Source organism: Flavobacterium restrictum, assembly GCF_007097245.1.
GTDB lineage: Bacteria > Bacteroidota > Bacteroidia > Flavobacteriales > Flavobacteriaceae > Flavobacterium > Flavobacterium restrictum.
The window spans coordinates 106,864-129,171 of record NZ_VJZT01000010.1 but is presented as its reverse complement, the minus strand read 5'-3'; the positions used below and the strand labels follow the sequence as shown (position 1 = coordinate 129,171).

Here is a 22,308-nt window from a genome sequence, read left to right as displayed (position 1 = left end):
ATCTATGAAAATTTTAAAAATAATAGGAATCATAGTAGTGGTATTGCTAACGCCAATCTTGGTCGTAGCCCTTTTTGTGCCCAATAATTACATCGTTTCGGTAACAACCACCATTAACAAACCCAAACAAGTTGTATTTGATTATGTAAAACAAATCAAAAATCAAGAACAATATAGCGTTTGGATGCTGCAAGATCCAAATGTAAAAATGGAGTACCAAGGCACCGATGGAAGTGTTGGTTTCAAAGCCATCTGGGACAGCCAAAACAGTAATGTTGGTGCTGGTTCGCAAGAAATAACAGCTATTTCAACGGACTCAATAACTATCGATTTGCATTTTGAACGCCCGATGAAAGGAGAGGCCAAGGTAACAACACGACTGAAAACTGCATCCCAAAATCAAACCAAAATTTCAATCGATTTTTACGGTCATGCCAAGTATCCAATGAATTTGATGAACCTCATAGCAAAAGGAATTATCCAAAATGCCGAAACTCAAAATTTAGCAAATTTGAAAAAAATAGTAGAAAAATAATCTACGGAATTATTTTTTGAGGAAGTATTAGAGAAAAAGAACAAGTAGATTGGATTATTTTGTAAACAGTATTGGTATAACACCAATACTGTTTACAAAAAAAGCTGCAGATCAATGATGCTGCAGCTTTTTTTTTGGATTTATTTTTTTTACAACTTAAATCGGACAACAAATTACGAACGAATTTTCTGTTCCCATTTCCAAGCACTAGCCATCGCTTCATCTAGCGTTGATTGTGCTTTCCAGCCCAAGATTTCATTCGCTTTATCGGTATTGGCGTAAGCCGAGGTAATATCACCTTCCCGACGAGGCATAATTTTATACGGCAGTTTTTTGCCGCTTACTTTTTCAAAACTTTGAATCACTTCTAGCACAGAGCTTCCTGTTCCTGTTCCTAAATTAAAAGTTTCTACTTTGTCCAGATTTTTTTGGTTCAATAAACGTTGCAAGGCTATCACGTGGGCTTTGGCCAAATCGACTACGTGAATATAATCGCGAACAGCAGTTCCATCAGGCGTTGGGTAATCATCTCCAAAAACAGACAATTCAGCACGCAAACCAAAACCAGTTTGTGTAATAAAAGGCACTAAATTTTGTGGTACACCAATGGGTAATTCGCCAATTTCGGCAGTAGGATGCGAACCAATTGGGTTGAAATAACGCAATAAAATGGCATTAATATTCGAAATTTTAGCGACATCAATAATGATTTCTTCGCCTATTTTTTTGGTATTTCCATAAGGGGAAATAGGTTGTTGCACGGGAGCATTTTCGGTAATTGGCATTACCTCGGCTTGTCCATAAACGGTGCAAGAAGAACTAAAAATAAAATTTGCTGCTGGTTTTTTTTGCAATTCTTTCAAAACATAAACCAAGGCACTAATGTTGTTTTCGTAATACAATAAGGGATCCCCAACGCTCTCGCCAACTGCTTTTGACGCTGCAAAATGAATAACACCTGCAATATCATCATGCTTTTGAAAAAAGTCTTGAACGGCTGCTTTTTCTCTTAAATCAATGTTTTCATAAACAGGAGTTGTACCTGTTATGGCTACAATTCCTTTTAAAACTTCTTGGGAAGAATTAGAAAGATTATCCACAATGACTACTTCGTATCCTACATTTTGCAATTCGACAACGGTATGCGAACCAATAAATCCTAAACCTCCTGTTACTAATACTTTCATGTTTGTTTTTTTTGCAAAGAAAAAATAAATTAAGCAGTGGTATTACAATTACCTACCACTTATTGCCCGTTTTTTTTGTTACGAAGAAGCTAAAAACTCCAAAACGCTATCTGTTATGAATTTAATTTGGTCATCGTCCAGTTCCGTATGCATTGGCAAAGACAATACTTCCTTAACCAATTGATTGGTAACTGGAAAATCCTCTTCTTTATAGCGATCGTCCAAATAGGCTTTTTGCGAATGCAATGGGATTGGATAATAAATGGCGCACGGAATACCTTTGTCTAGTAAATGCTGCATCAATCCGTTGCGATCAGCATCGACAATTCGGAGTGTGTATTGATGAAATACGTGGCAATCGCAATTCCCGCAAATAGTGGGCGCAACAATGTTTTTATGACCAGCAAAAGCGGCTGAATATTTTCGAGCTGCTTCCTGACGAGCGTGTCCATATTGATCTAAAAACGGTAATTTAGCATTCAAAACGGCAGCTTGAATACTGTCTAAACGAGAATTCACTCCCACAACATCGTGATGGTAGCGCTCGTACATACCGTGATTTACAATACCGCGAAGTTGGTGAGCTAGTGCATCATCATTAGTAAAAATAGCCCCACCATCGCCATAACAGCCTAGATTTTTAGAAGGAAAAAAGGATGTAGAACCCACATGACCTATTGTCCCTGCTTTCTTTTTGGTACCATCCGAGAATTTACAATTGGCACCAATAGCTTGTGCATTATCCTCAATAACGTATAAATTATACTCATTGGCAACAGCCATAATAGCCTCCATATTAGCCGCACGTCCAAATAAATGTACTGGTACAATTGCTTTGGTTTTGGGAGTAATCGCTTTTTTGATGGCGTCGATAGAAATATTCATATTATACAAATCAACATCAACTAAAACGGGTGTCAATTGCAACAAAGCAATCACTTCAACAGTAGCCGCAAAAGTAAAATCAGCGGTAATTACCTCATCGCCGGGCTCCAAACCCAATCCCATCATAGCAATTTGCAAGGCATCCGTTCCATTGGCGCAAGGAATGACGTGTTTTACATCAAGGTATTCTTCTAATGCTTTCTGGAAAGCATGAACTTGTGGTCCATTGATGTAGGTATTCGTGTCCAAAACTTCCTGAATAGACGTATTTACGGTATCTTTTATTTTTTCGTATTGACTTTTTAAGTCAACCATTTGAATTTTTTTCATGTATTCCTGTTTAATGTTGAAAAGCTTTAGAGGCAAATACTGCAACTGCTTTCTAATAAAGAATAACAAAAATAGGTATTTAATGAGTTTAAAGCAATGAAAATAATACAAAGAAACAGTATTTTAGCCAAAAAATAGTTCTATGCTTTTTCTCTACAACATCACGGTACTTTTTGCTACATTTTTTATCAAAATCATCGCTTTATTCAGTTCAAAAATAAAACTTTTTGTAGACGGAAGAAAAACAGTTTTCCTTGTTTTGAACCAAAAAATAAAACCTTCGGATAAAACCATTTGGTTTCACGCCGCCTCGTTGGGCGAATACGAGCAGGGTTTACCCGTTATCGAAAAGGTAAAAATGCAATTTCCCAACCACAAAATTGTGCTTACTTTTTTTTCCCCTTCTGGTTATGAAGTCCGAAAAAACAACACGGTTGCTGATGTTACGGTTTATTTGCCAATAGACACTAAAGCAAATGCCCAGCAATTTCTAGCAATTGTTCACCCCGAAATGGCATTTTTTATCAAATACGAATATTGGCTTAATTACTTGAATGAACTCCAAAAAACAAAAACACCAACTTATTTAATTTCTGGAATTTTTAGAGAAAATCAGCTTTTTTTTAAATGGTATGGCGGTTTTTATAAAAAAGCATTGGATGCCTTTACGTATTTTTTTGTACAAAATGAAAACTCTCAAAAACTACTAAATCAATTGGGTAAAACCAATGCAATTGTTTCTGGAGATACCCGATTTGACCGAGTAGCAGCTATTGTTGAAAAAGACAATACGCTTGATTTTATTGCGGAGTTCAAAAACAATACCCTCACGATTGTAGTAGGTAGCTCGTGGCCAAAAGACGAAAGTATTTTGGTTGATTTTATCAATACTACGACTCTAAAAGTGAAATTTATTATTGCACCGCACAACATTAAACCCGATCAAATACAGGAACTCAAAGCAAGCATTCGCAAAAAAACGGTGCTATTTTCGGAACGAGAAAATAAAGACGGTACTGATTTTGATGTTTTCATCATTGATACCGTAGGAATTCTGACCAAAATATACGCCTATGCCGATATCGCTTATGTAGGTGGCGGTTTTGGTAATCCAGGAGTTCACAACCTGTTAGAGCCCGCTACTTTTGGTGTTCCCATAATTATTGGCCCTAATTATTCTCATTTTGCAGAGGCAACCGCTCTGGTAAACCTAAAAGGATGCGTCACAATTGCAACAAAAACCGAATTAGCGCTTGCCGTATCCCATTTAATAACAAATGATACCACAAGAACCGAAAAAGGAGCCATTTGTAGTTTATTTATAGCACAAAATAAAGGAGCAACAAACAGTATTATGAGCCATTTGCAATAGTGTTACAAAGGTGCAAAAAAGGTGTTTTTACCACACTAACTACTTAAAATTCAAATTTTACCGAATTAAATTCACAAAAAAAAGCAACTTTTAAAAAAGAGCTATTTCTAGCACTTTCTTAATTTTGCACCCTAATAAAAAACAAACATTCAAAAAAAAGCAATTATTCTATTACTATTCGTTTTTTGGCATAGTACTTGATAAATACAACGAGCGTTGCAATTGAATATTATTTTAAAAAAAAAATAAAAAAATATTTTACATATTAAAAATTTTATATCTTTGCCACGAATTAATAATTAACCTTTATAATAAAATTAAGATGAAAAAAGTATTTTTAAGTTTAGCTGTTGTTGCTGTTTTGACTGTTGTATCTTGTAAAAAAGCTGATGCTGCTGCTGATGCTACTGCTGTAGATTCTACTGCTGTTGTTGCTGATACTGCTGCTGTTGTTGCTGATACTGCTGCTGTTGCCGTTGATACTGCTGCTGCTGCTGTTGTTGCTACTCCTGCGACTAAGTAATTCTAAATTACCTAAAAAATCAAGTCGTCCACATCGTGTGACGACTTTTTTTTGTTTAAAAAATAATTATTAAAATGCTAAAAGACAGTGTTTTAATAATTTTTAAACCCTAAAAAAACCCATACTACAAAAAGCAGTATGGGGTTTTTCAAAAAAAAATCTTCCTTAATCGGTAAAAACAAAATCATTTTCCGAAAAGTCCAAAACTTCCGCCTTGGAAGCGTATAGTACAATTTCATTTATTCCTTTTTTAAGCCGTAACTCCGTTGTGTATTTTCTGCTTGTTGCAAAATGTTGTTCTCCTAACATCAATTTAAAAAAATACTTCCCGTTGGGCGATTTGAACTTTACAAATTCAGCTGTTTCAATAGCCGCTTTAAATCCATCGATTTCTTCTTGGCATTCAAATTTTAGTTCGTAGCTCAAACTCGTAAAAATAATTTTTCCCTTTCTAGAAGTAAAAACAAATTTATACGTATCATTAAATCGCTTGCTAATTACAAAAGCTCCCATACATTTTTTACGCTAGACATTTACCACAAAACCATTTACACATTAGAAAAAATCGAAAATAAAAAAAGCCTCAAACATAGTTTGAAGCTTTCTTTGTACTCAGAGCGGGACTTGAACCCGCACGAACATTGCTGTTCACTGGATTTTAAGTCCAGCGTGTCTACCAATTTCACCATCCGAGCATTGTATGGTTTTTTGAGCGAAAAACGGGGCTCGAACCCGCGACCTCGACCTTGGCAAGGTCGCGCTCTACCAACTGAGCTATTTTCGCATTTTCAATTCTTGTAAAGAACAACAATACTTGTTCTGTATTGCGGTGGCAAATTTAGCACATTAATTGGATTAAACAAGTCTTTTTTGCTAAAATTTTTAAGCTAAAAGGTAACCTTCTGATAACCTAAACCTTAAACACTTTATTTTATTTTCTAGTCAACATTCTCTTGATTTCATTGAGTTTCATCAAGGCTTCCATAGGCGTAATGGTATTGATGTCTAAATTCAGAATTTCCTCTTTGATTTCCTCAAGTAAAGGATCATCAAGATTAAAAAAGCTCATTTGCACCTCGTCATTGGTGGCTTTGATTCCGTTTAGGGCGTCACTAGAATGGTTTTTTTCTAATTTTTTTAATAGTTTTTGGGCTTTTAAAATCACAATTTGAGGCATTCCAGCCATTTTGGCCACGTGAATTCCAAAACTATGGGCACTCCCGCCTTTTATTAATTTCCGAATAAAAAGTACGGTATCTTTTAGCTCTTTTACTGCCACATTATAGTTCTGAATTCGAGGCAGGGATTCGGTCATTTCGTTCAACTCATGATAATGGGTTGCGAATAAGGTTTTGGGTTGCGAAGGATGCTCGTGCAAAAACTCCGCTATTGCCCAAGCAATCGAAATTCCGTCATACGTACTCGTTCCTCGTCCTATTTCATCTAGTAGCACCAAACTTCTGTCGGAGATGTTATTTAGAATCGAGGCTGTTTCGTTCATTTCGACCATAAAAGTCGATTCGCCCATCGAGATATTATCACTTGCCCCAACTCGGGTAAATATTTTATCTACAATTCCCATCCTCACGTTATCCGCAGGGACAAAACTTCCCATTTGAGCCAAAAGCACAATCAAAGCGGTTTGTCGCAAAATAGCCGATTTTCCAGACATATTAGGGCCCGTAATCATGATTAATTGTTGCGTTTCACGATCCAAGAAAACATCATTGGCAATGTACGGCATCCCAACGGGCAATTGTTTCTCGATAACAGGATGCCGTCCGTTTTTGATTTCTAGTTCGAACGTTTCGTCAAGTTCTGGACAAACATATTTATTTTCGATGGCGAGTTGCGTAAACGAACACAAACAATCCAATTGGGCGACCAAATTAGCATTCATTTGAACAGGTTTGATGTACGTTGCGATCCAACTGACCAATTGCTCGAATAATGCGACTTCTATTTTATGAATTTTTTCTTCGGCACCTAGGATTTTGGTTTCGTATTCTTTGAGTTCTTCAGTGATATAACGTTCCGCATTGACCAAGGTTTGCTTACGAATCCATTCTGGAGGAACCTTATCTTTATGCAAATTACGCACTTCGATATAATACCCAAAAACGTTATTGAATGAAATTTTTAGAGACGAAATTCCTGTTTTTTGAGATTCTCTTTTTTCGATTCCTTCCAAAAATTCTTTTCCCGAAGTGGATATGGCTCGCAATTCATCGAGTTCTTCGTTGATTCCTTTGGCAATCGCATTCCCTTTTGCAATAGCGACAGGAGCATCTTGATTTAGGGTGATTTTTATTTTTTCACGCAACAAATCACAACTGTGCAGGCTGTCGCCAATGACTTTTACGGCTTCTTGTGGACTTGCCAAAGCCAATGTTTTGATGGGAATAATAGCGTCTAGCGATTCCTTGAGGTAGATAATTTCACGAGGCGACACTTTCCCTGCGGCAATTTTGGAAATGAGTCGTTCTAAATCTGAAATTTGCTTGATTTGCTTTTGGATATTTTTTAAAACCGATTGATTTTCTTTTAAATACAAAACCACTTGATGGCGATTTTTTATTTTATTGGCATCTTTCAACGGCAAAGCCAACCAGCGTTTGAGCAGCCGACCGCCCATTGGCGAAAGCGTTTTGTCAATAACATCCAGCAGCGTCACGGCATTGGGATTATAACTGTGATACAATTCGAGATTGCGAATTGTAAAGCGATCCATCCAAACATAGGCATCTTCGGCAATACGCTGAATTGCCGTGATGTGTTGCACTCTGTTGTGTTGCGTTTCGGATAAATAATATAAAATCGCTCCCGAAGCAATGATGCCTTCTTTCAATTCTTCGATTCCAAAACCCTTTAGCGAAACAGTTTGAAAATGCTTCGTTAGGATTTCGAAGGCATAATCCTCCTTGTAAATCCAGTCTTCGAGATAAAAACTATGGTAATCATCTCCAAAGGTTTCTCGGAAATTATTCTTATTATTTTTTGGAATCAAAACCTCACTTGGATTGAAATTTTGTAACAACTTATCGATATATTCGGCGTTGCCTTGCGACGTTAGAAACTCACCTGTAGAGACATCTAAAAATGCAATCCCGATGGATTTATTGGCAAAATAAATAGCTGCAAGAAAATTATTGGTCTTGGATTGCAACACCTCATCGTTTAGCGAAACTCCCGGAGTTACCAGCTCTGTCACGCCTCGTTTTACAATACTTTTGGTCATTTTGGGATCTTCAAGCTGATCGCAAATAGCCACTCGAAGTCCCGCTTTGACTAGTTTGGGCAAATACGTATTAATGGAATGATGTGGAAAACCCGCCAACGCCGTTTCGGTTTCGGAACCTGCGCCTCTTTTGGTCAAGGTTATCCCTAGAATTCTGGAAGCCCGTACCGCATCGTCACCAAATGTTTCATAAAAATCGCCTACACGAAACAGCAAGCAAGCATCCGGATATTTCCTTTTGATTTCGTTGTATTGCTTCATTAAAGGGGTTTCCTTAACTTCTTTATCTTTAGCTGCCAAAATAGTTTTCTTTAAAAAAATGTGACAGCGAATTTATATATTTTAAAACGAAAAAGGAAGACTTCAAAAATTAAAAATATATTTAAGAAAAATTTAGGACTAGATTTCTATTTTTTATATAGATTTGTGATTGAATTTTAAAATTAAACAAAGATGAAAAAAATAGTTACTCTTGCCCTGTTAATCGTTTTAGGAATTACAAATTCTAATGCGCAAGAAACTTCTAAAAAAGTTAAGAAAGCTCCAGCCGCTGCAAAAGTATCTACACCAAAGGTAGAAGGCGCAGGAATGGTATTTGTTACTGAAACTATTGATTATGGTACGATTGCACACAATGCAGAACCAAATCGTAAATTTGAGTTCACAAACAATGGTAACAAGCCATTAATCATTACTAACACACAAGGATCATGTGGTTGTACTGTTCCAACTACTCCAAAAGAACCAATTATGCCAGGTGCAAAAGGAGTTATTGGAGTGCGTTATGCCACTGACAGAGTAGGTGCTTTTACTAAAACGGTAACCGTAACTTCTAATGCAGAAGGACAAGCTACAAAAGTACTAACCATTAAAGGTACTGTTTTGCCAGATGACGCTCCAAAAAGCTAATCCAAAAAAAATCATACCATCAAAAGCTTCCTATTTTAGGGAAGCTTTTTTGTTTATAAAATAGTCACAACAAAGCATGAGAAAATTAGAAAATAGCGAACTCAACCGAAAATCCGTTACTGATTTTAAAACATCGGAGAAAACACCTCTTATATTGGTACTCGACGACATCAGAAGTTTGCATAATATTGGGTCTGTGTTTCGAACGGCAGACGCCTTTTTGATCGAAAAAATAATCCTTTGCGGGATCACTGCAACACCTCCCAATAAGGAAATTCATAAAACGGCACTTGGCGCCACCGAAACTGTAGCATGGGAACATCACGACAACGTGCTGGAAGTAATTGCTATTTTAAAAAAAGAAAATACCGTAACACTTGCCATTGAACAAGTAGAAAGTGCTGTTTTTTTGCAAGATTTTAAAGTTAAAAAAGATACTAAATACGCTTTAATTTTTGGCAACGAAGTACATGGCGTAGCACAAGAAGCCGTTGCTTTATGCGATTGCTGCATCGAAATTCCGCAATTGGGAACCAAACATTCCTTAAATATATCTGTAAGCGCTGGAATTGTGGTTTGGGATTTGTTTTGTAAAATGAGTTTTGCGTAATGAGTTTTGCAGTAACTCGGTGTTTTGATAAAATAATTCATTAGCCTCTTTTATTTCCATTTACTTCCCTATTTTTACGAAATCGTTTAAGCAGTTGATTGTTATGAAAAAAATAGTGTTTTTTGTTTTGTTATGTTCTAGTATTTCTGGGTTTGGGCAATATACTTTAATTCCTGATGTAAATTTTGAACAAGCTTTGATTAGCTTAAGGATTGACAGTGGTGCTATTGATGGGAAGGTGCTTACTGCAAATGTGAGTGGGGTAACTAGTATAAATCTTGCAGACCTAAATATTGCTGATTTAACAGGGTTGCAGGATTTTTTAGCATTGACAGATTTAGATTGTCTTGGGAATCAATTAACGAGTTTGGATGTCTCCAAAAACACAGCATTAAAAACTTTGCAATGTACATTCAACCAACTAACTAGTTTAGATATTACCAAAAATACAGCTTTAAATAACTTATATTGCGGCGGTAACCAATTAACGAATTTGGATGTTACTAAAAATACTTTTTTAACATATTTAGGCTGTTCACAAACTAATTTAGCGAGTTTGGATGTTTCTAAAAATGTAGCTTTGACTATTTTGGATTGTAAAGAAAATCAAATAACAAGTTTGGATGTTACTAAAAATACGTCTTTAACAATTTTAGTATGTAGTTATAATCAATTAATGAGTTTGGATGTTACTAAAAATATGAATTTGACTACTTTAGATAGCAGTGGTAATAAGTTAATTAGTCTTAATTTAAAAAATAGTAACAATAGTATTTTAACTAGTATTCTTTTGGGATCCAATCCAAAGCTAAGCTGCATACAAGTTGATAATAAAGCCTATTCTGATGCCAATTGGTCAACAGACAAAGACGCAACCGCCAGCTATTCTGAAAATTGTACATCCATAGCGACAAGTACAATTCCAAAAATCACCGCCACCTCAAATCCAAATCCATACTGCCCCGGCACTTTGACCAATATCGTAGAAACGGTTCACATAACTTACAATCCTCTTGATCCCAATACGAATGCGGTTTATGTTCAAATAGCGTCTGGCTATGTATATGGACAAGATGTATTGACACTTACTGGCAATCACCCCACTATTGCATCCAGTTGGTCGGTATCCGAAGGGAAACTAACGCTTACTTCCATTACTGGTAGTCCCATTCCTTTCACTGATTTTGAAGCAGCTCTTGCAGCTGTAAAATACAGCAACTCGACAACTTCTCCCACTGGAGAGCGCTCTTTTTCTATCAATTTAGGAACAGGATCCTTAAGTTATTTGCCTACAAACAAGCATTTTTATGAGTATGTGCCCAATTTAGGAATCACTTGGTATAATGCAAAAGCAGCAGCCGAAACCAGAAATTACTATGGATTAAAAGGATATTTAGCCGCCTTAACCTCTGCCGAAGAAGCACAATTAGCGGGAGCCCAAGCACCCGGAGCTGGCTGGATTGGCGGAAGCGATGCTGCTGTAGAAGGGCAATGGAAATGGGTTACTGGTCCCGAAGGATTTGCTAACGGCGGTACAGGAACTGTTTTTTGGAACGGAATTGGTAACGGCACTACTCCAAATTTTGCTTTATGGAATACTAATAATGGAGAACCAAACAATTTGGGCGACGAGGATTATGCGCATGTAACAGCTCCCGGCGTAGGTATTCCAGGTTCTTGGAATGACTTATCCAATACTGGCGGCTCCTCTGGTGATTACCAACCCAAAGGCTATATTGTAGAATATGGCGGCATGGTTGCTGGAGATGTTGATGGCATACAAATTTCGGCAAGTACAGTACTCGAAATGTCTCAAATTAATGTTACCACACCAGCTCCTATATGCGGTTCAGAAAAAATAACACTTCAAGCAAGCACTTCAACAGGGACAATAAAGTGGTATGATAGCCCTACAAACGGAATTTTGTTACAAACTGGTGATACGTATACCACGCCTCCGCTAGCTGCTACGACGACTTTTTACGTGGATAACGGCTGTACCGATAGAACACCAATTACGGTTCTCGTGAGTCCGTTACCAATTGCAAATACCGTAACAATTGCAAGACATTGTGACGATAATCAAGACGGCATTTACACTTTTAACACCGCTACACTAGAACAAACGTTATTAAACGGACAAACCAATGTAACCGTTACTTATTTTGACCAAACGGGCAATCCTTTAAAAGATTCCAATGGAACTTTGATTAGCAGTCCATTTCCAGCTAGTTTCTCCACCATCTCACAAACTATAAAAGCGGTTGTTACAGGAAACTCGGCGCTGCATTGTGCTAGCGCAACAACAATTCCATTTGTAGTTGATGATTTGCCCGAAGCTTTTGCCATTTCACCAACGCTAACAACAACTTGCGATGACGAACCAAATTCATTGAACCAAGATGGAAAATTTGGTTTTAATACCAGTACTTTTCAAGCTACTATTCTAGGAACTCAAACTGACATGACCGTTTCCTATTTTGATAAAAATAACAATCCATTGCATAGCCCGCTTCCAAATCCATTTGTAACTGGAACTCAAACGGTGACGGTAAAAGTTGAAAATCCAATAAACACCGCTTGTTTTGCAACGACAACAATACAATTTACAGTCAATTCTGTCCCAATTGTAAACGATATTACTATTGTTCAATGCGACACCGATATTATTTCGGACGGAAAAACACTATTTAATTTAACCGTAAACAATAATCTAATTTCTGCCAATTATACTAATGAAAATTTTAACTATTATACCTCACAATCAGGAGCAAATAGTGGTCTTTCGACTGATTTAATTACAAATAATTTAGCATTCGAAAATACAACTCCATCAACCATGGATGTTTGGGTAAGAGTAGCCAATAAAATAACGAACTGCAGTAGCGTGGGCAAAATAACGTTGAAAGTTCCCGCAACTAATATCCCAAAAACCTACAAAATTCCATTCGCACCGGTTTGCGATGATTTTTTAGATGCCAATGGAAATAATAATGCCAACAATAACAATCGTGATGGAATTACAAGATTTGATTTTTCGGCGACCAAAGCTGTAATTTTAGCCACATTACCAACCAATCAAACGTATACAATTAATTACTATAAAAATGAAGCCGATGCGCTGGCAGAACTTCAAGTAATTACCGATATTTCAAATTATAGAAATAATGGGTATCCCAACTCACAGGATATTTGGATTCGTGTCGATAGTGATGTAGACAATGCATGTTACGGTTTAGGTCCTTACTTGACCCTAAATGTCGAAGCGTTGCCTGTGGCTAATCCCGTAACCATTACCAGACAATGTGACGATAACAACGATGGTATTTTTAGCTTCAATACCGCTTCTCTCGAATCAGATTTAGTAAAAGGGCAAAGCAATGTCACAGTAACTTATTTTGACAAAAACAACGCTCCGTTAAAAGATTCGAATGGAAATTTGATTACAAGTCCATTTCCAGCCACTTTTTCAACAACCTCAAAAACTATAAAAGCGGTGGTCACCAATACTTCGCCTCAAAAATGCTTTGACGAAACTACCATCGCATTTATTGTTGATGCAGCTCCAGTTGCTTATGCAGTTGATCCATCATTAACCACTTCTTGTGATGACGAAGCAAACCCAATAAATCAAGATGGAAAAATTGGCTTTGACACTGCTACTTTTCAAACCACCATTCTGGGCGGGCAAACCAATATGATTGTGAAATATTTCGACAAAAATGGAGCAGTATTACCAAGCCCTTTGCCCAATCCATTTGTGACAGGAACTCAAACCGTTACTGCAAAAGTAGAAAACCCTTTGAATACCATTTGCAGCGCAAGCACAACTTTGAATTTTGTAGTTAATCCAATTCCGAATATCGATTTGAATACTGATGGAAGTGCCAATGAATTGGTCTGTTCAAATATTGCAACCTTTTTTGTTACGCTTGATGCTGGAATTTTAGACAATACACCAACAAATAATTACGATTATTTATGGACAAAAGACGGTTCAGCTACAGGCACCAACTCGCCTATCCTAGAGGTAAATACCGAAGGTCTGTATACTGTAACAGTAACCAGTCCTTCTGGTTGTAGCCGCATAAGAACAATAAAAGTTACCGCCTCGAATACAGCGACCAATGTTACCGTTGATGTGGTTGACTTAACCGATGTGAACACCATCACGATTACCGCAACAGGGCCTGGAAAATACGAGTACAGCCTTGACGAGCCGACTGGTTATTATCAGGATTCCAATTTTTTTACTAATGTTTCCTCGGGAGTTCACGTAGTTTATGTGAACGACAAAAATGGCTGTGGTTATGTTACGCAAGAAGTTGTACTTGTAGGCGTTTCCAAATATTTTACCCCAAATAATGATTCTTTCAATGATGTATGGGAAATTAAAGGAATGATAAAGTATCCAAATGCTGAAATCACCATTTTTGACCGATTTGGCAAATACATAACTAGCCTAAATTCCAAAAACAAAAGCTGGAACGGGACATTAAATGGTGCATCTTTACCCGCAGATGATTATTGGTATACATTAAATTTAGGAGATGGTAACGCAGAGATAAAAGGTCATTTTAGTTTAAAACGCTAAACCGTTTTATACTGTTAAAATCGTAACAATAAATAGTTTACGAATACTAATTTTAATAATTCCATTTGAGAAAACGATTTAAAACATGAAATTTTTAAAACGCAGCTGTATTTTCATATCATTTCTAGCTCTTGCTTATACTAGTTCTGCGCAAAATTTTAAGGAACAAATCAAAGCCACGTCTGATTCGATAGTAAGTATTTCATCGCTTTCATTTCAAAAAAAAATGACCAATGCTTTAGCAATTTTAAAAGCTACTGGAGATCAAATATATTGTCCACAAACGAGCCTGCCTATTGTTACTGATTTCACTATTACTGACCCCGATAATACTAGTACAGATACCATTTTTATTCAAATTTCCATAGGATATAACGAACAATATGATCTTTTATCGCTTACTGGAAATCATCCATCAATAGTTTCAAAGTGGGATTCTAATTCAGGACGTTTAACCTTAACGAGTCCAAATCCAGGAGCATTAGTAGCATATTCTGACTTTATAAAAGCAATTAAAGACGTAGTATACATCAATTCATCGCTAAAACCAACAGGCAATCGTTCTTTTTCTATAAGTATAGACAAAGCTAGTTATTTCCCAACCAACAAACATTTTTATGAATTTGTAGACGCTAAAGATATCCTTTGGGATGGTGCACTAAAAAATGCTGAAACCAAAACGTATTTTGGATTAAAAGGATATTTAACAACTATAACATCTACAGACGAACAACAATTAGTGGGCGGACAAATTGATGGAGCAGGTTGGATTGGTGGTTCTGATTTAGAGGTTGAAGGACAATGGAAATGGATGAGTGGCCCAGAAAAGGGCACCGTTTTTTTTGACAATCGACAAACGACTCCAGCACCTGGTGTTCTAATATCGAATCCGAGATATATTGGGAATTATCCAGGATACGCCTTTTGGAATAGAAGTAGCCCTAGATGGTATGAAGGAATACCTATTTACGAACCAAATAACGATACAGACTTGTTTGGATTTAGCGAAAATTTTGCACACATTTGCGAACTGGGAACTGGCGAAAAAGGGTCTTGGAATGATTTGAGTTACAACGGCTCTCCTAGCGGATTAAACCAACAAAAAGGCTATATGATCGAATATGGCGGCATGCCCAATGACCCAAAAATAGATATCGCAACTAGCACCTCGATGCGCATTCCTCAAATTACACAAACAACTCCAGATTCTAGATGTGGAACAGGAAGCGTTACCCTACAAGCAAGTACTAATTTAGGAATTGTTAATTGGTATGAAAATGAAACTGGAGGTACCGCCATAGCAACTGGAAACATTTTTACAACTCCCAATATAACAAAAACGCAGACGTATTACGTGGAAACAAAATATTCTGGTTGCGAAAAAACATCTTTAAGAACCCCTATTATAGCTACAATATATAATGTTCCTGTTCTAATTCCAACAAAGTCAACATTCAAATTATGTGGCTCAGGTACCATTACAATGGAAGCCAAAACTACTGAAGGAACCATATATTGGTATGAAGATCCACTAGGAAGTAGTCTAATATCAGTTGGAACTACTGTGACAAGATATGTTACCGCAAACACCACTTTTTATATAGAAGCCGTAAATCAATACTGCAGCAACGGAGTTAAAATACCTATTGACGTAATTGTATACGATTTACCTCCTACAGAAAATCAAGAAGTTGTCATTTGCACACCAAATCCTCTCACCATTGAAACCAAGTTGAGTGGCGAAAAATACCTTTGGTCTACTGCGGAAACAACCAAAACCATAACTGTTACTGCGCCCGGAATTTATACTGTATCCATTACAAGACCAGATCCAGCAAGCTGCACCATCACCGAGACCATTAATGTAATAGAACATCCTGCGCCTGAAATAAAACAAATAAACATTGAAGACAATACCATAACTATTCTCTTGAAAAACAAACAACCGTTTTTCGAATATTCAATTGACAACATTCATTATCAAGCATCAAATGAATTCACAAATGTACCCAGCGGATTGCAAACAGCCTATGTGCGAGAAATAAATTCCTGCAGTATCGATACTGAAACTTTTATTATTGTACTGGCACCAAAGTATTTCACCCCAAATAATGACAATTTCAATGATGTCTGGAAAATTAAAGGAATCGAAAACTATCCAGAAGCCCAAATTACAATTTTTGACCGTTACGGAAAATTCATCACTACTTTAAATGCAACAAATCCTTCTTGGAACGGGACACTAAATGGTGCTCCTTTACCTGCTGACGATTATTGGTATGTTCTAAAGCTTGACCCAAATAGTCCAGAAAAAAGAGGTCATTTTACTCTAAAAAGATAAGTGTTTATCCAATTAATTTTTGTTGAATTTCATTTAAAATAAAAGTATAATCTTCCTGTTTTTTTACAAAATCAAGATCTGAAACATCTATAATCAAAACATTCAAATCGGTTTGGGATTTAATATAATCGAGATAGCCCGTATTTATTTTATCTAAATATTCTTCGGTGATCGTTTGCTCGTAACTTCTACCGCGGCGTTTTATATTTTGCAACAAACGGGCGGTGTTTTGATATAAATACACATACAAATCTGGTTTAGGCATTTCTTTGTAAATAATATCAAACAAGGTGCGATACAAGCGAAACTCGTCTTCCGCCAAGGTAATCTTGGCAAAAATCAGCGATTTAAAAATATGATAATCAGCTACAATAAAATCTGTAAACAAATCAAATTGTGCCAAATCATCCGATACTTGCTGGTACCGATCTGCTAGAAAAGACATTTCCAGTGGGAAAGCAAACCGGTTTTGATCCTTATAAAACTTGGGCAAAAAAGGATTGTCAGCAAACCGTTCCAAAACCGTTTTGGCATTAAAATCTTGAGCAATTCTGGTAGTCAAAGTAGTTTTTCCAGCGCCAATATTCCCTTCAAAAGATATGTAATTGAATTTTTGTAACGGAATAGCGTCCAAAGGATTTTCTAAATCCCGAATGGCAACACAGCGACTTTCATCAGGAGAAATAGCCAGTAAATCAGCAATAGATTTTTTTAAAATGGGATGTTTCCAATCTAAATTCAAATCTTGAAAAGGCAACAAAACAAAATTTCGATTTTGCATCGACGGATGCGGAATTTGAAGTGTTTGGGTCGCTATAATTTCATCATCAAAAGCAATCAAATCAATATCAATTACTCGTGCTTCATAGCCTGTTATTCCTGATCGAATACGCCCTAGTTTTTTCTCTATTTTCAATACCTGACTCAAGACTTTGGTCGCCGAACTAAAGGTGTGCAACAGCAAAGCACAATTGTAAAACGCATCACTTTCAAAACCCCAAGACGGCGTTTCGTACAACTTGGAAACCTTGATTATTGTCCCTATTTCTTGATGAATAATCTGTAAGCAAGTCTCGATATTCCTGAATCGATCTCCTTGATTACTGCCTAACGATAAAACGACTTGATGCTGTGCTTTCATATTAAGCACAAATTAAGTAAAACAATTTTAGAATTACAGTATATTTGTAGCAGGTGTTGATAATTAATTCTATCACCATAATTGTAACACAACAAGTGTTTTTGCGACTTATTTAAAAAAAATAATATGAGATTTTTAGGAAATGTGCTGGCCACGATTATTGGTATTTTTGTGTTTTTTATGTTATTCTTTTTCGGAATCGTACTCATCGGAGCTATTTTTGGGGGCGAATCCGAAGGTGTTGAAGTAAAAAACAATTCGGTAATCGAGCTTAATTTAAGTGATATTACCAATGATTATGCGGGAAAATACAAAGATCCTTGGATGGATGTTTTTTCTAAAAACAAAAAAATTGGTGTTACTGATGTTATAAACGCCATCGAAATAGCACAATCAGACGATGCTATCAAAGGCATTTCGATTCTCAACAACAACTCCGAATTGGGAATGGCGCAAAGCAAAGAATTGCGAAATGCACTAGAAAGTTTCAAGAAATCCGGAAAATTTGTCATGGCCTATGCCAATGCCTATTCGCAAAAAGAATATTATTTGAACTCGGTTGCCAATACCATTTATCTCAATCCTGTGGGCGAATTAGATTTCAAAGGACTGTCTACCGAAGTGATGTTTTTTAAAGATTTTCAAGATAAATCTGGTTTAAAAATGGAAGTCATTCGCCACGGAAAATATAAAAGTGCCGTTGAACCTTTTCTAGAAAATAAAATGAGCGATGCCAATAGAGAACAAACCACGGCATTATTAAACTCGGTTTGGAGCAGTGTTGTTACTGATATTTCAAAAAGCCGTAATATTCCCGTAACCAAGCTAAACGAAATTGCAAATGGACTTTTGGCACGCACACCCGAAATGGCAAAAGCGCAAAAACTAGTCGATGTTGTCGCCTATGAAGATGTTTATCATGACGCCATCAGGAACGCCTTAAAAGTAGCTAGCGACGAGGACTACAATAGCATTTCAATTTCGGATTATACCCAAAATACAATAACTACGGGCACGGATACGGATACGAGCAACCAAATTGCCGTTATTTACGCCCAAGGCGAAATACAAAGTGGCGAAGGCGACGTAACCGTTATTGGCGAAGGTTCTATGCGACGTTCGTTGCAGGAAGCTAGAAAAAACAAGGATGTAAAAGCCATTGTATTGCGTATTGACAGTCCAGGCGGGAATGCGTTGACCTCTGATTTGATTTGGAGAGAAATAGAACTGACCAAAAAAGTAAAACCTGTAGTAGTTTCTATGGGAAATTATGCAGCTTCGGGCGGGTATTACATTGCTTGTAATGCCAATACCATTTTTGCCGAAGAAAATACTATAACTGGTTCGATAGGCGTTTTTGGAATTTTACCTAATTTTGCCACTGCCGCAAACCGCTACGGAATCAATACCGAGCAAATACGAACACACGAAAACGCTCCTAATTACAGTCCGTTTGTACCCTTGGACGAAAAGTTTAAAGCCGTTACTCTTGCAGGTGTCGAACAGATTTACAAAATATTCGTGACCCATGTTGCCCAAGGGCGAAAAATGACTTTTGCACAAGTAGATGCAATCGCTCAAGGGCGAGTTTGGACTGGTGCCGAAGCATTGAAAATAGGTTTAGTTGACAAAATTGGAGGTTTGAATGATGCCATTAGCCAAGCGGCGGCTCTTGCCAAAATTAAAACGTATTCGACTCAAAATTATCCTGAATACGAGAAAAACTTCAACGACCTTCTAGCAAACTTCCCTTTCGCACAATCAAAAGAAAACTTTATAAAAGAAGAAATTGGTAACGAAAATTATAAATTAATGCAACAAGTAAAACAATTTCAATCTCGAACAGGAGTTCAAGCCTTGATGCCGTTTGAAATTGACATCAATTAAATGTAATATAAAAACGAAAAAGTCCGTTCGAGAAATTCTTAAACGGACTTTTTTATTACTATTTCCCATAAAAAGGCATCGTTTTTGTTTTAATGATAATCCAAAATTAAACAATTATGTTCAAGAAAATTTTAAAAGTAGTAGGAATACTAATCGTACTCTTCACAGTAGCTTTGTTTGCAATTCCGTATTTTTTTAAGGACGAAATCAAATCCAAAATTGCTAGTGCCATCAACGAAAAAGTAGATGCAAAAGTATCATTTGCAGATGCAGATTTAAGTCTTTTCAAGAATTTTCCAAATGCAACCATTACGTTAAACAAACTACTTATCATCAACAAAGCACCTTTTGAGGGAGATACGTTAGTTTCGCTTGGCGAATTGAATCTAAAAATGTCCATAAAAGAATTATTCAATGGCAAAGACGAAGCCATGCAAATTCAAGGAATAACTTCTAAAAATGGATTTATAAATATCCTTTTCAACAAAGACGGAATCGGGAATTATGATATCGCTTTGAAAGAGAAAAACCCCAAAGACGATGCGAAAAGTAAGCCTTTGGCACTTAAAATTCAGAATTATAAAATAGAAAATTTTAAGTTTCAGTATTTTGACGAAAGTTCTCAAATAAAAATGGTTATCGATAGTTTGAACCATCAAGGAACAGGCGATTTTACCAATTCGATATTAGATTTAGATACGAAATCGACTGCTAAAATCTCACTAAATATGGGAAAAGTTAATTATATGAACAAAGTACCCTTGACATTAAACGCAGTTTTGGGCATAGATTTAGAAAAAAGCAAATACACGTTCAAGCAAAACAAAGCACTCATCAACCAACTACCATTAGAATTGGACGGATTTATTCAAATGGTCGATGCAGGTCAGAACTATGACTTGAAATTTAAAACACCTACCTCATCGTTCAAAAATTTTCTTGGGCTGATTCCAGCAGCGTATGCTTCGAATTTAGACAATGTAAAAACAACGGGAGATTTTACCGTTATTGGCTTTGCAAAAGGACTGTATTCTGCAACAACAGTTCCTAAATTTAACATCGCAATTGCATCAAATAATGCGTCGTTTCAATATCCAGATTTACCAAAATCAGTCAAAAATATTATAATTGACACCAAAATTATTAATGAAACTGGAATTCTAAACGATACTTATGTTAATCTTGATAAATTGTCCTTTACCATAGATCAAGATATTTTTAATGCCAAAGCCAATGTCCGAAACATTACACAAAACGCACTTGTTGATGCCGCTTTGAAAGGGACAATCAATTTAGGAAATCTTTCAAAAGCGTATCCAATAAAATTAGACAAGCCTTTGTCAGGAATTTTAAAAGCTGATGTAACCACGAAATTTGACATGCAATCTGTTGAAAAAAGCCAGTATCAAAACATCAATAATGCGGGAACAATGAGCTTGTCAGGCTTTAATTATGCGGACGAAAACGGAAAAATAATCCAGATAAGCAACGCCTTGGTGCAGTTCAATCCAAGTCAAGTGAATCTAAAACAATTTAATGCCACGACAGGAAAAAGTGACATAAGCGTAACAGGAGTTTTAGAAAATTTTTATGGTTTTATGTTCCGAAACCAAGAATTAAAAGGGAATTTCAACATGAATTCAAATCAACTTGCGGTAGCTGATTTTATGACAACTGGAGCAACTACAGTAACCAAAAAAACCGAAGCTATGAAAATCCCAGCTTTTTTAAATTGTACGCTTACCGCCAAAGCCAAATCAGTATTGTATGATAATTTAACACTTAAAGACGTGTCTGGAAAACTAATTGTAAAGGACGAAAAAGCAACATTACAAAACATGAAAACAGCTATTTTTGGAGGAGTAATTGGTGTAAATGGGGACGTTTCTACAAAGGGGAAAACACCCATTTTTGATATGAATTTGAATTTGAGTCAAGTAGACATCGCTCAATCTTTTACACAACTGGACATCCTTAAAAGCATTGCTCCAATTGCAGGAATCATCAACGGAAAATTAAATTCGACTATAAAACTTAACGGAAACCTTGATGCCAATTCAATGACACCAGACTTGAAAACGATAACAGGAGATTTGCTTGGGCAACTACTTTCAACGACAGTAAATGCAAATAATTCGACTTTATTAACCGCTTTGACAGCTAATATTAAGTTTTTGGACTTGAAAAAATTGAATTTAAATGACGTGAAAGCAGCACTTTCGTTCAAAGACGGAAAAGTTACTGTAAAACCTTTTGATATCAAATACCAAGATATTAAAGCGACTATTGGAGGAACACACGGTTTTGACCAAAGTATGAATTATAGTTTAAAATTTGATGTTCCTGCAAAATATTTGGGTGCAGAAGCAAATGCTTTACTTGCTAAATTAAGCCCGTCCGACGCTGCAAAACTGGATAATATTCCAATAAATGCCTTGCTTACAGGAAGTTTTACTAACCCAAAAATTACAACCGATATAAAAACGGCTATTACTCATTTGACAACGCAAGTCGCCAATCAACAAAAAGATAAATTGGTAAAAAAAGGATCGTCAGCACTAACAAATTTGATTAATAAAAATACAAAATCAAGCGATACTACTAAAACTGGTGCTCAAAAAGAAGATATAAAAACCAAAGCAACCGACTTGATTAATGGTTTGTTTAAGAAAAAGAAAAAAACAGAAGAACCTAAAACGCCATAGCTTGCTCTTGTTTTAATCAAAAAGCCTAAAAGAACAATACCTTTCTTTTAG

General features: G+C 36.4%; 14 protein-coding genes and 2 tRNA genes. 9 read left to right on the top strand and 7 right to left on the bottom strand.

Going from position 1 to position 22,308, the window contains the following annotated elements; genetic code table 11:
- Nucleotides 1–4: 4 nt before the first annotated feature.
- Entirely contained in the window at nucleotides 5–535 is a 531-nt protein-coding gene (locus tag FNW21_RS10755; protein WP_144256746.1) for an SRPBCC family protein, read from the top strand.
- A gap of 173 nt (nucleotides 536–708) precedes the next feature.
- Here FNW21_RS10755 and galE read toward each other — a convergent pair whose 3' ends face one another.
- A complete protein-coding gene (gene galE / locus FNW21_RS10750; RefSeq protein ID WP_144256745.1) occupies nucleotides 709–1,722 on the bottom strand; it encodes a UDP-glucose 4-epimerase GalE in 1,014 nt (337 codons plus the stop codon).
- Nucleotides 1,723–1,800: 78 nt separating this feature from the next.
- Nucleotides 1,801–2,937, bottom strand: a complete 1,137-nt coding sequence (locus FNW21_RS10745; RefSeq protein ID WP_144256744.1) for a DegT/DnrJ/EryC1/StrS family aminotransferase — start codon at nucleotides 2,935–2,937, stop codon at nucleotides 1,801–1,803.
- 142 nt (nucleotides 2,938–3,079) lie between these two features.
- On the opposite strand from FNW21_RS10745, the gene FNW21_RS10740 reads away from it, so the two are divergent.
- Both FNW21_RS10740 and FNW21_RS16355 read left to right on the top strand, forming a co-directional pair.
- Nucleotides 3,080–4,309 carry a 3-deoxy-D-manno-octulosonic acid transferase gene (locus FNW21_RS10740; RefSeq protein WP_144256743.1) on the top strand — a complete coding sequence of 410 codons (1,230 nt, stop codon included), beginning with the start codon at nucleotides 3,080–3,082 and terminating at the stop codon, nucleotides 4,307–4,309.
- A 322-nt stretch (nucleotides 4,310–4,631) separates the two neighbouring features.
- Nucleotides 4,632–4,832, top strand: a complete 201-nt coding sequence (locus FNW21_RS16355) for a hypothetical protein (RefSeq protein WP_185963923.1) — start codon at nucleotides 4,632–4,634, stop codon at nucleotides 4,830–4,832.
- A gap of 165 nt (nucleotides 4,833–4,997) precedes the next feature.
- On the opposite strand, the gene FNW21_RS10735 is transcribed toward FNW21_RS16355, so the two are convergent.
- The 4 genes from FNW21_RS10735 to mutS form a co-directional block, all read right to left on the bottom strand.
- Complete coding sequence (locus tag FNW21_RS10735) at nucleotides 4,998–5,345, bottom strand: DUF1508 domain-containing protein (RefSeq protein WP_144256742.1); 348 nt, start codon at nucleotides 5,343–5,345, stop codon at nucleotides 4,998–5,000.
- Nucleotides 5,346–5,441: 96 nt separating this feature from the next.
- A tRNA-Leu gene (locus FNW21_RS10730) sits at nucleotides 5,442–5,527 on the bottom strand.
- 16 nt (nucleotides 5,528–5,543) lie between these two features.
- A tRNA-Gly gene (locus FNW21_RS10725) sits at nucleotides 5,544–5,616 on the bottom strand.
- Between the two features lie 147 nt (nucleotides 5,617–5,763).
- Entirely contained in the window at nucleotides 5,764–8,370 is a 2,607-nt protein-coding gene (mutS, locus tag FNW21_RS10720; RefSeq protein WP_185963921.1) for a DNA mismatch repair protein MutS, read from the bottom strand.
- A 153-nt stretch (nucleotides 8,371–8,523) separates the two neighbouring features.
- Between mutS and FNW21_RS10715 the strand changes: the two genes are divergently transcribed.
- The 4 genes from FNW21_RS10715 (at nucleotide 8,524) to FNW21_RS10700 (ending at nucleotide 16,524) form a co-directional block, all read left to right on the top strand.
- Nucleotides 8,524–8,979 (top strand): DUF1573 domain-containing protein, encoded by a 456-nt coding sequence (locus FNW21_RS10715; RefSeq protein WP_144256741.1) that lies wholly within the window; start codon nucleotides 8,524–8,526, stop codon nucleotides 8,977–8,979.
- A gap of 76 nt (nucleotides 8,980–9,055) precedes the next feature.
- Nucleotides 9,056–9,589 (top strand): RNA methyltransferase, encoded by a 534-nt coding sequence (locus tag FNW21_RS10710; RefSeq protein WP_144256740.1) that lies wholly within the window; start codon nucleotides 9,056–9,058, stop codon nucleotides 9,587–9,589.
- Between the two features lie 103 nt (nucleotides 9,590–9,692).
- Nucleotides 9,693–14,183, top strand: a complete 4,491-nt coding sequence (locus FNW21_RS10705; RefSeq protein ID WP_144256739.1) for a T9SS type B sorting domain-containing protein — start codon at nucleotides 9,693–9,695, stop codon at nucleotides 14,181–14,183.
- 85 nt (nucleotides 14,184–14,268) lie between these two features.
- Nucleotides 14,269–16,524, top strand: coding sequence for a T9SS type B sorting domain-containing protein (locus FNW21_RS10700; RefSeq protein ID WP_144256738.1), 2,256 nt, complete (start codon nucleotides 14,269–14,271; stop codon nucleotides 16,522–16,524).
- 4 nt (nucleotides 16,525–16,528) lie between these two features.
- Here FNW21_RS10700 and folK read toward each other — a convergent pair whose 3' ends face one another.
- The gene (gene folK, locus FNW21_RS10695; protein WP_144256737.1) at nucleotides 16,529–17,665 is read right to left on the bottom strand and encodes a 2-amino-4-hydroxy-6-hydroxymethyldihydropteridine diphosphokinase; all 1,137 of its coding nucleotides are present in this window, start codon (nucleotides 17,663–17,665) and stop codon (nucleotides 16,529–16,531) included.
- Nucleotides 17,666–17,791: 126 nt separating this feature from the next.
- Here folK and sppA point away from each other — a divergent pair, with 126 nt between their 5' ends.
- Both sppA and FNW21_RS10685 read left to right on the top strand, forming a co-directional pair.
- Nucleotides 17,792–19,552, top strand: a complete 1,761-nt coding sequence (gene sppA, locus FNW21_RS10690) for a signal peptide peptidase SppA (protein WP_144256736.1) — start codon at nucleotides 17,792–17,794, stop codon at nucleotides 19,550–19,552.
- Nucleotides 19,553–19,668: 116 nt separating this feature from the next.
- Nucleotides 19,669–22,257 (top strand): AsmA-like C-terminal region-containing protein, encoded by a 2,589-nt coding sequence (locus FNW21_RS10685; protein ID WP_144256735.1) that lies wholly within the window; start codon nucleotides 19,669–19,671, stop codon nucleotides 22,255–22,257.
- Nucleotides 22,258–22,308 lie beyond the last annotated feature (51 nt).

Bases quoted from the DNA above. Each gene is read 5' to 3' on its own strand.
- FNW21_RS10755 (WP_144256746.1), top strand. From the start codon at position 5: ATGAAAATTTTAAAAATAATAGGAATCATAGTAGTGGTATTGCTAACG.
- galE (WP_144256745.1), bottom strand. From the start codon at position 1,722: ATGAAAGTATTAGTAACAGGAGGTTTAGGATTTATTGGTTCGCATACC.
- FNW21_RS10745 (WP_144256744.1), bottom strand. From the start codon at position 2,937: ATGAAAAAAATTCAAATGGTTGACTTAAAAAGTCAATACGAAAAAATA.
- FNW21_RS10740 (WP_144256743.1), top strand. From the start codon at position 3,080: ATGCTTTTTCTCTACAACATCACGGTACTTTTTGCTACATTTTTTATC.
- FNW21_RS16355 (WP_185963923.1), top strand. From the start codon at position 4,632: ATGAAAAAAGTATTTTTAAGTTTAGCTGTTGTTGCTGTTTTGACTGTT.
- FNW21_RS10735 (WP_144256742.1), bottom strand. From the start codon at position 5,345: ATGGGAGCTTTTGTAATTAGCAAGCGATTTAATGATACGTATAAATTT.
- FNW21_RS10715 (WP_144256741.1), top strand. From the start codon at position 8,524: ATGAAAAAAATAGTTACTCTTGCCCTGTTAATCGTTTTAGGAATTACA.
- FNW21_RS10710 (WP_144256740.1), top strand. From the start codon at position 9,056: ATGAGAAAATTAGAAAATAGCGAACTCAACCGAAAATCCGTTACTGAT.
- FNW21_RS10705 (WP_144256739.1), top strand. From the start codon at position 9,693: ATGAAAAAAATAGTGTTTTTTGTTTTGTTATGTTCTAGTATTTCTGGG.
- FNW21_RS10700 (WP_144256738.1), top strand. From the start codon at position 14,269: ATGAAATTTTTAAAACGCAGCTGTATTTTCATATCATTTCTAGCTCTT.
- folK (WP_144256737.1), bottom strand. From the start codon at position 17,665: ATGAAAGCACAGCATCAAGTCGTTTTATCGTTAGGCAGTAATCAAGGA.
- sppA (WP_144256736.1), top strand. From the start codon at position 17,792: ATGAGATTTTTAGGAAATGTGCTGGCCACGATTATTGGTATTTTTGTG.
- FNW21_RS10685 (WP_144256735.1), top strand. From the start codon at position 19,669: ATGTTCAAGAAAATTTTAAAAGTAGTAGGAATACTAATCGTACTCTTC.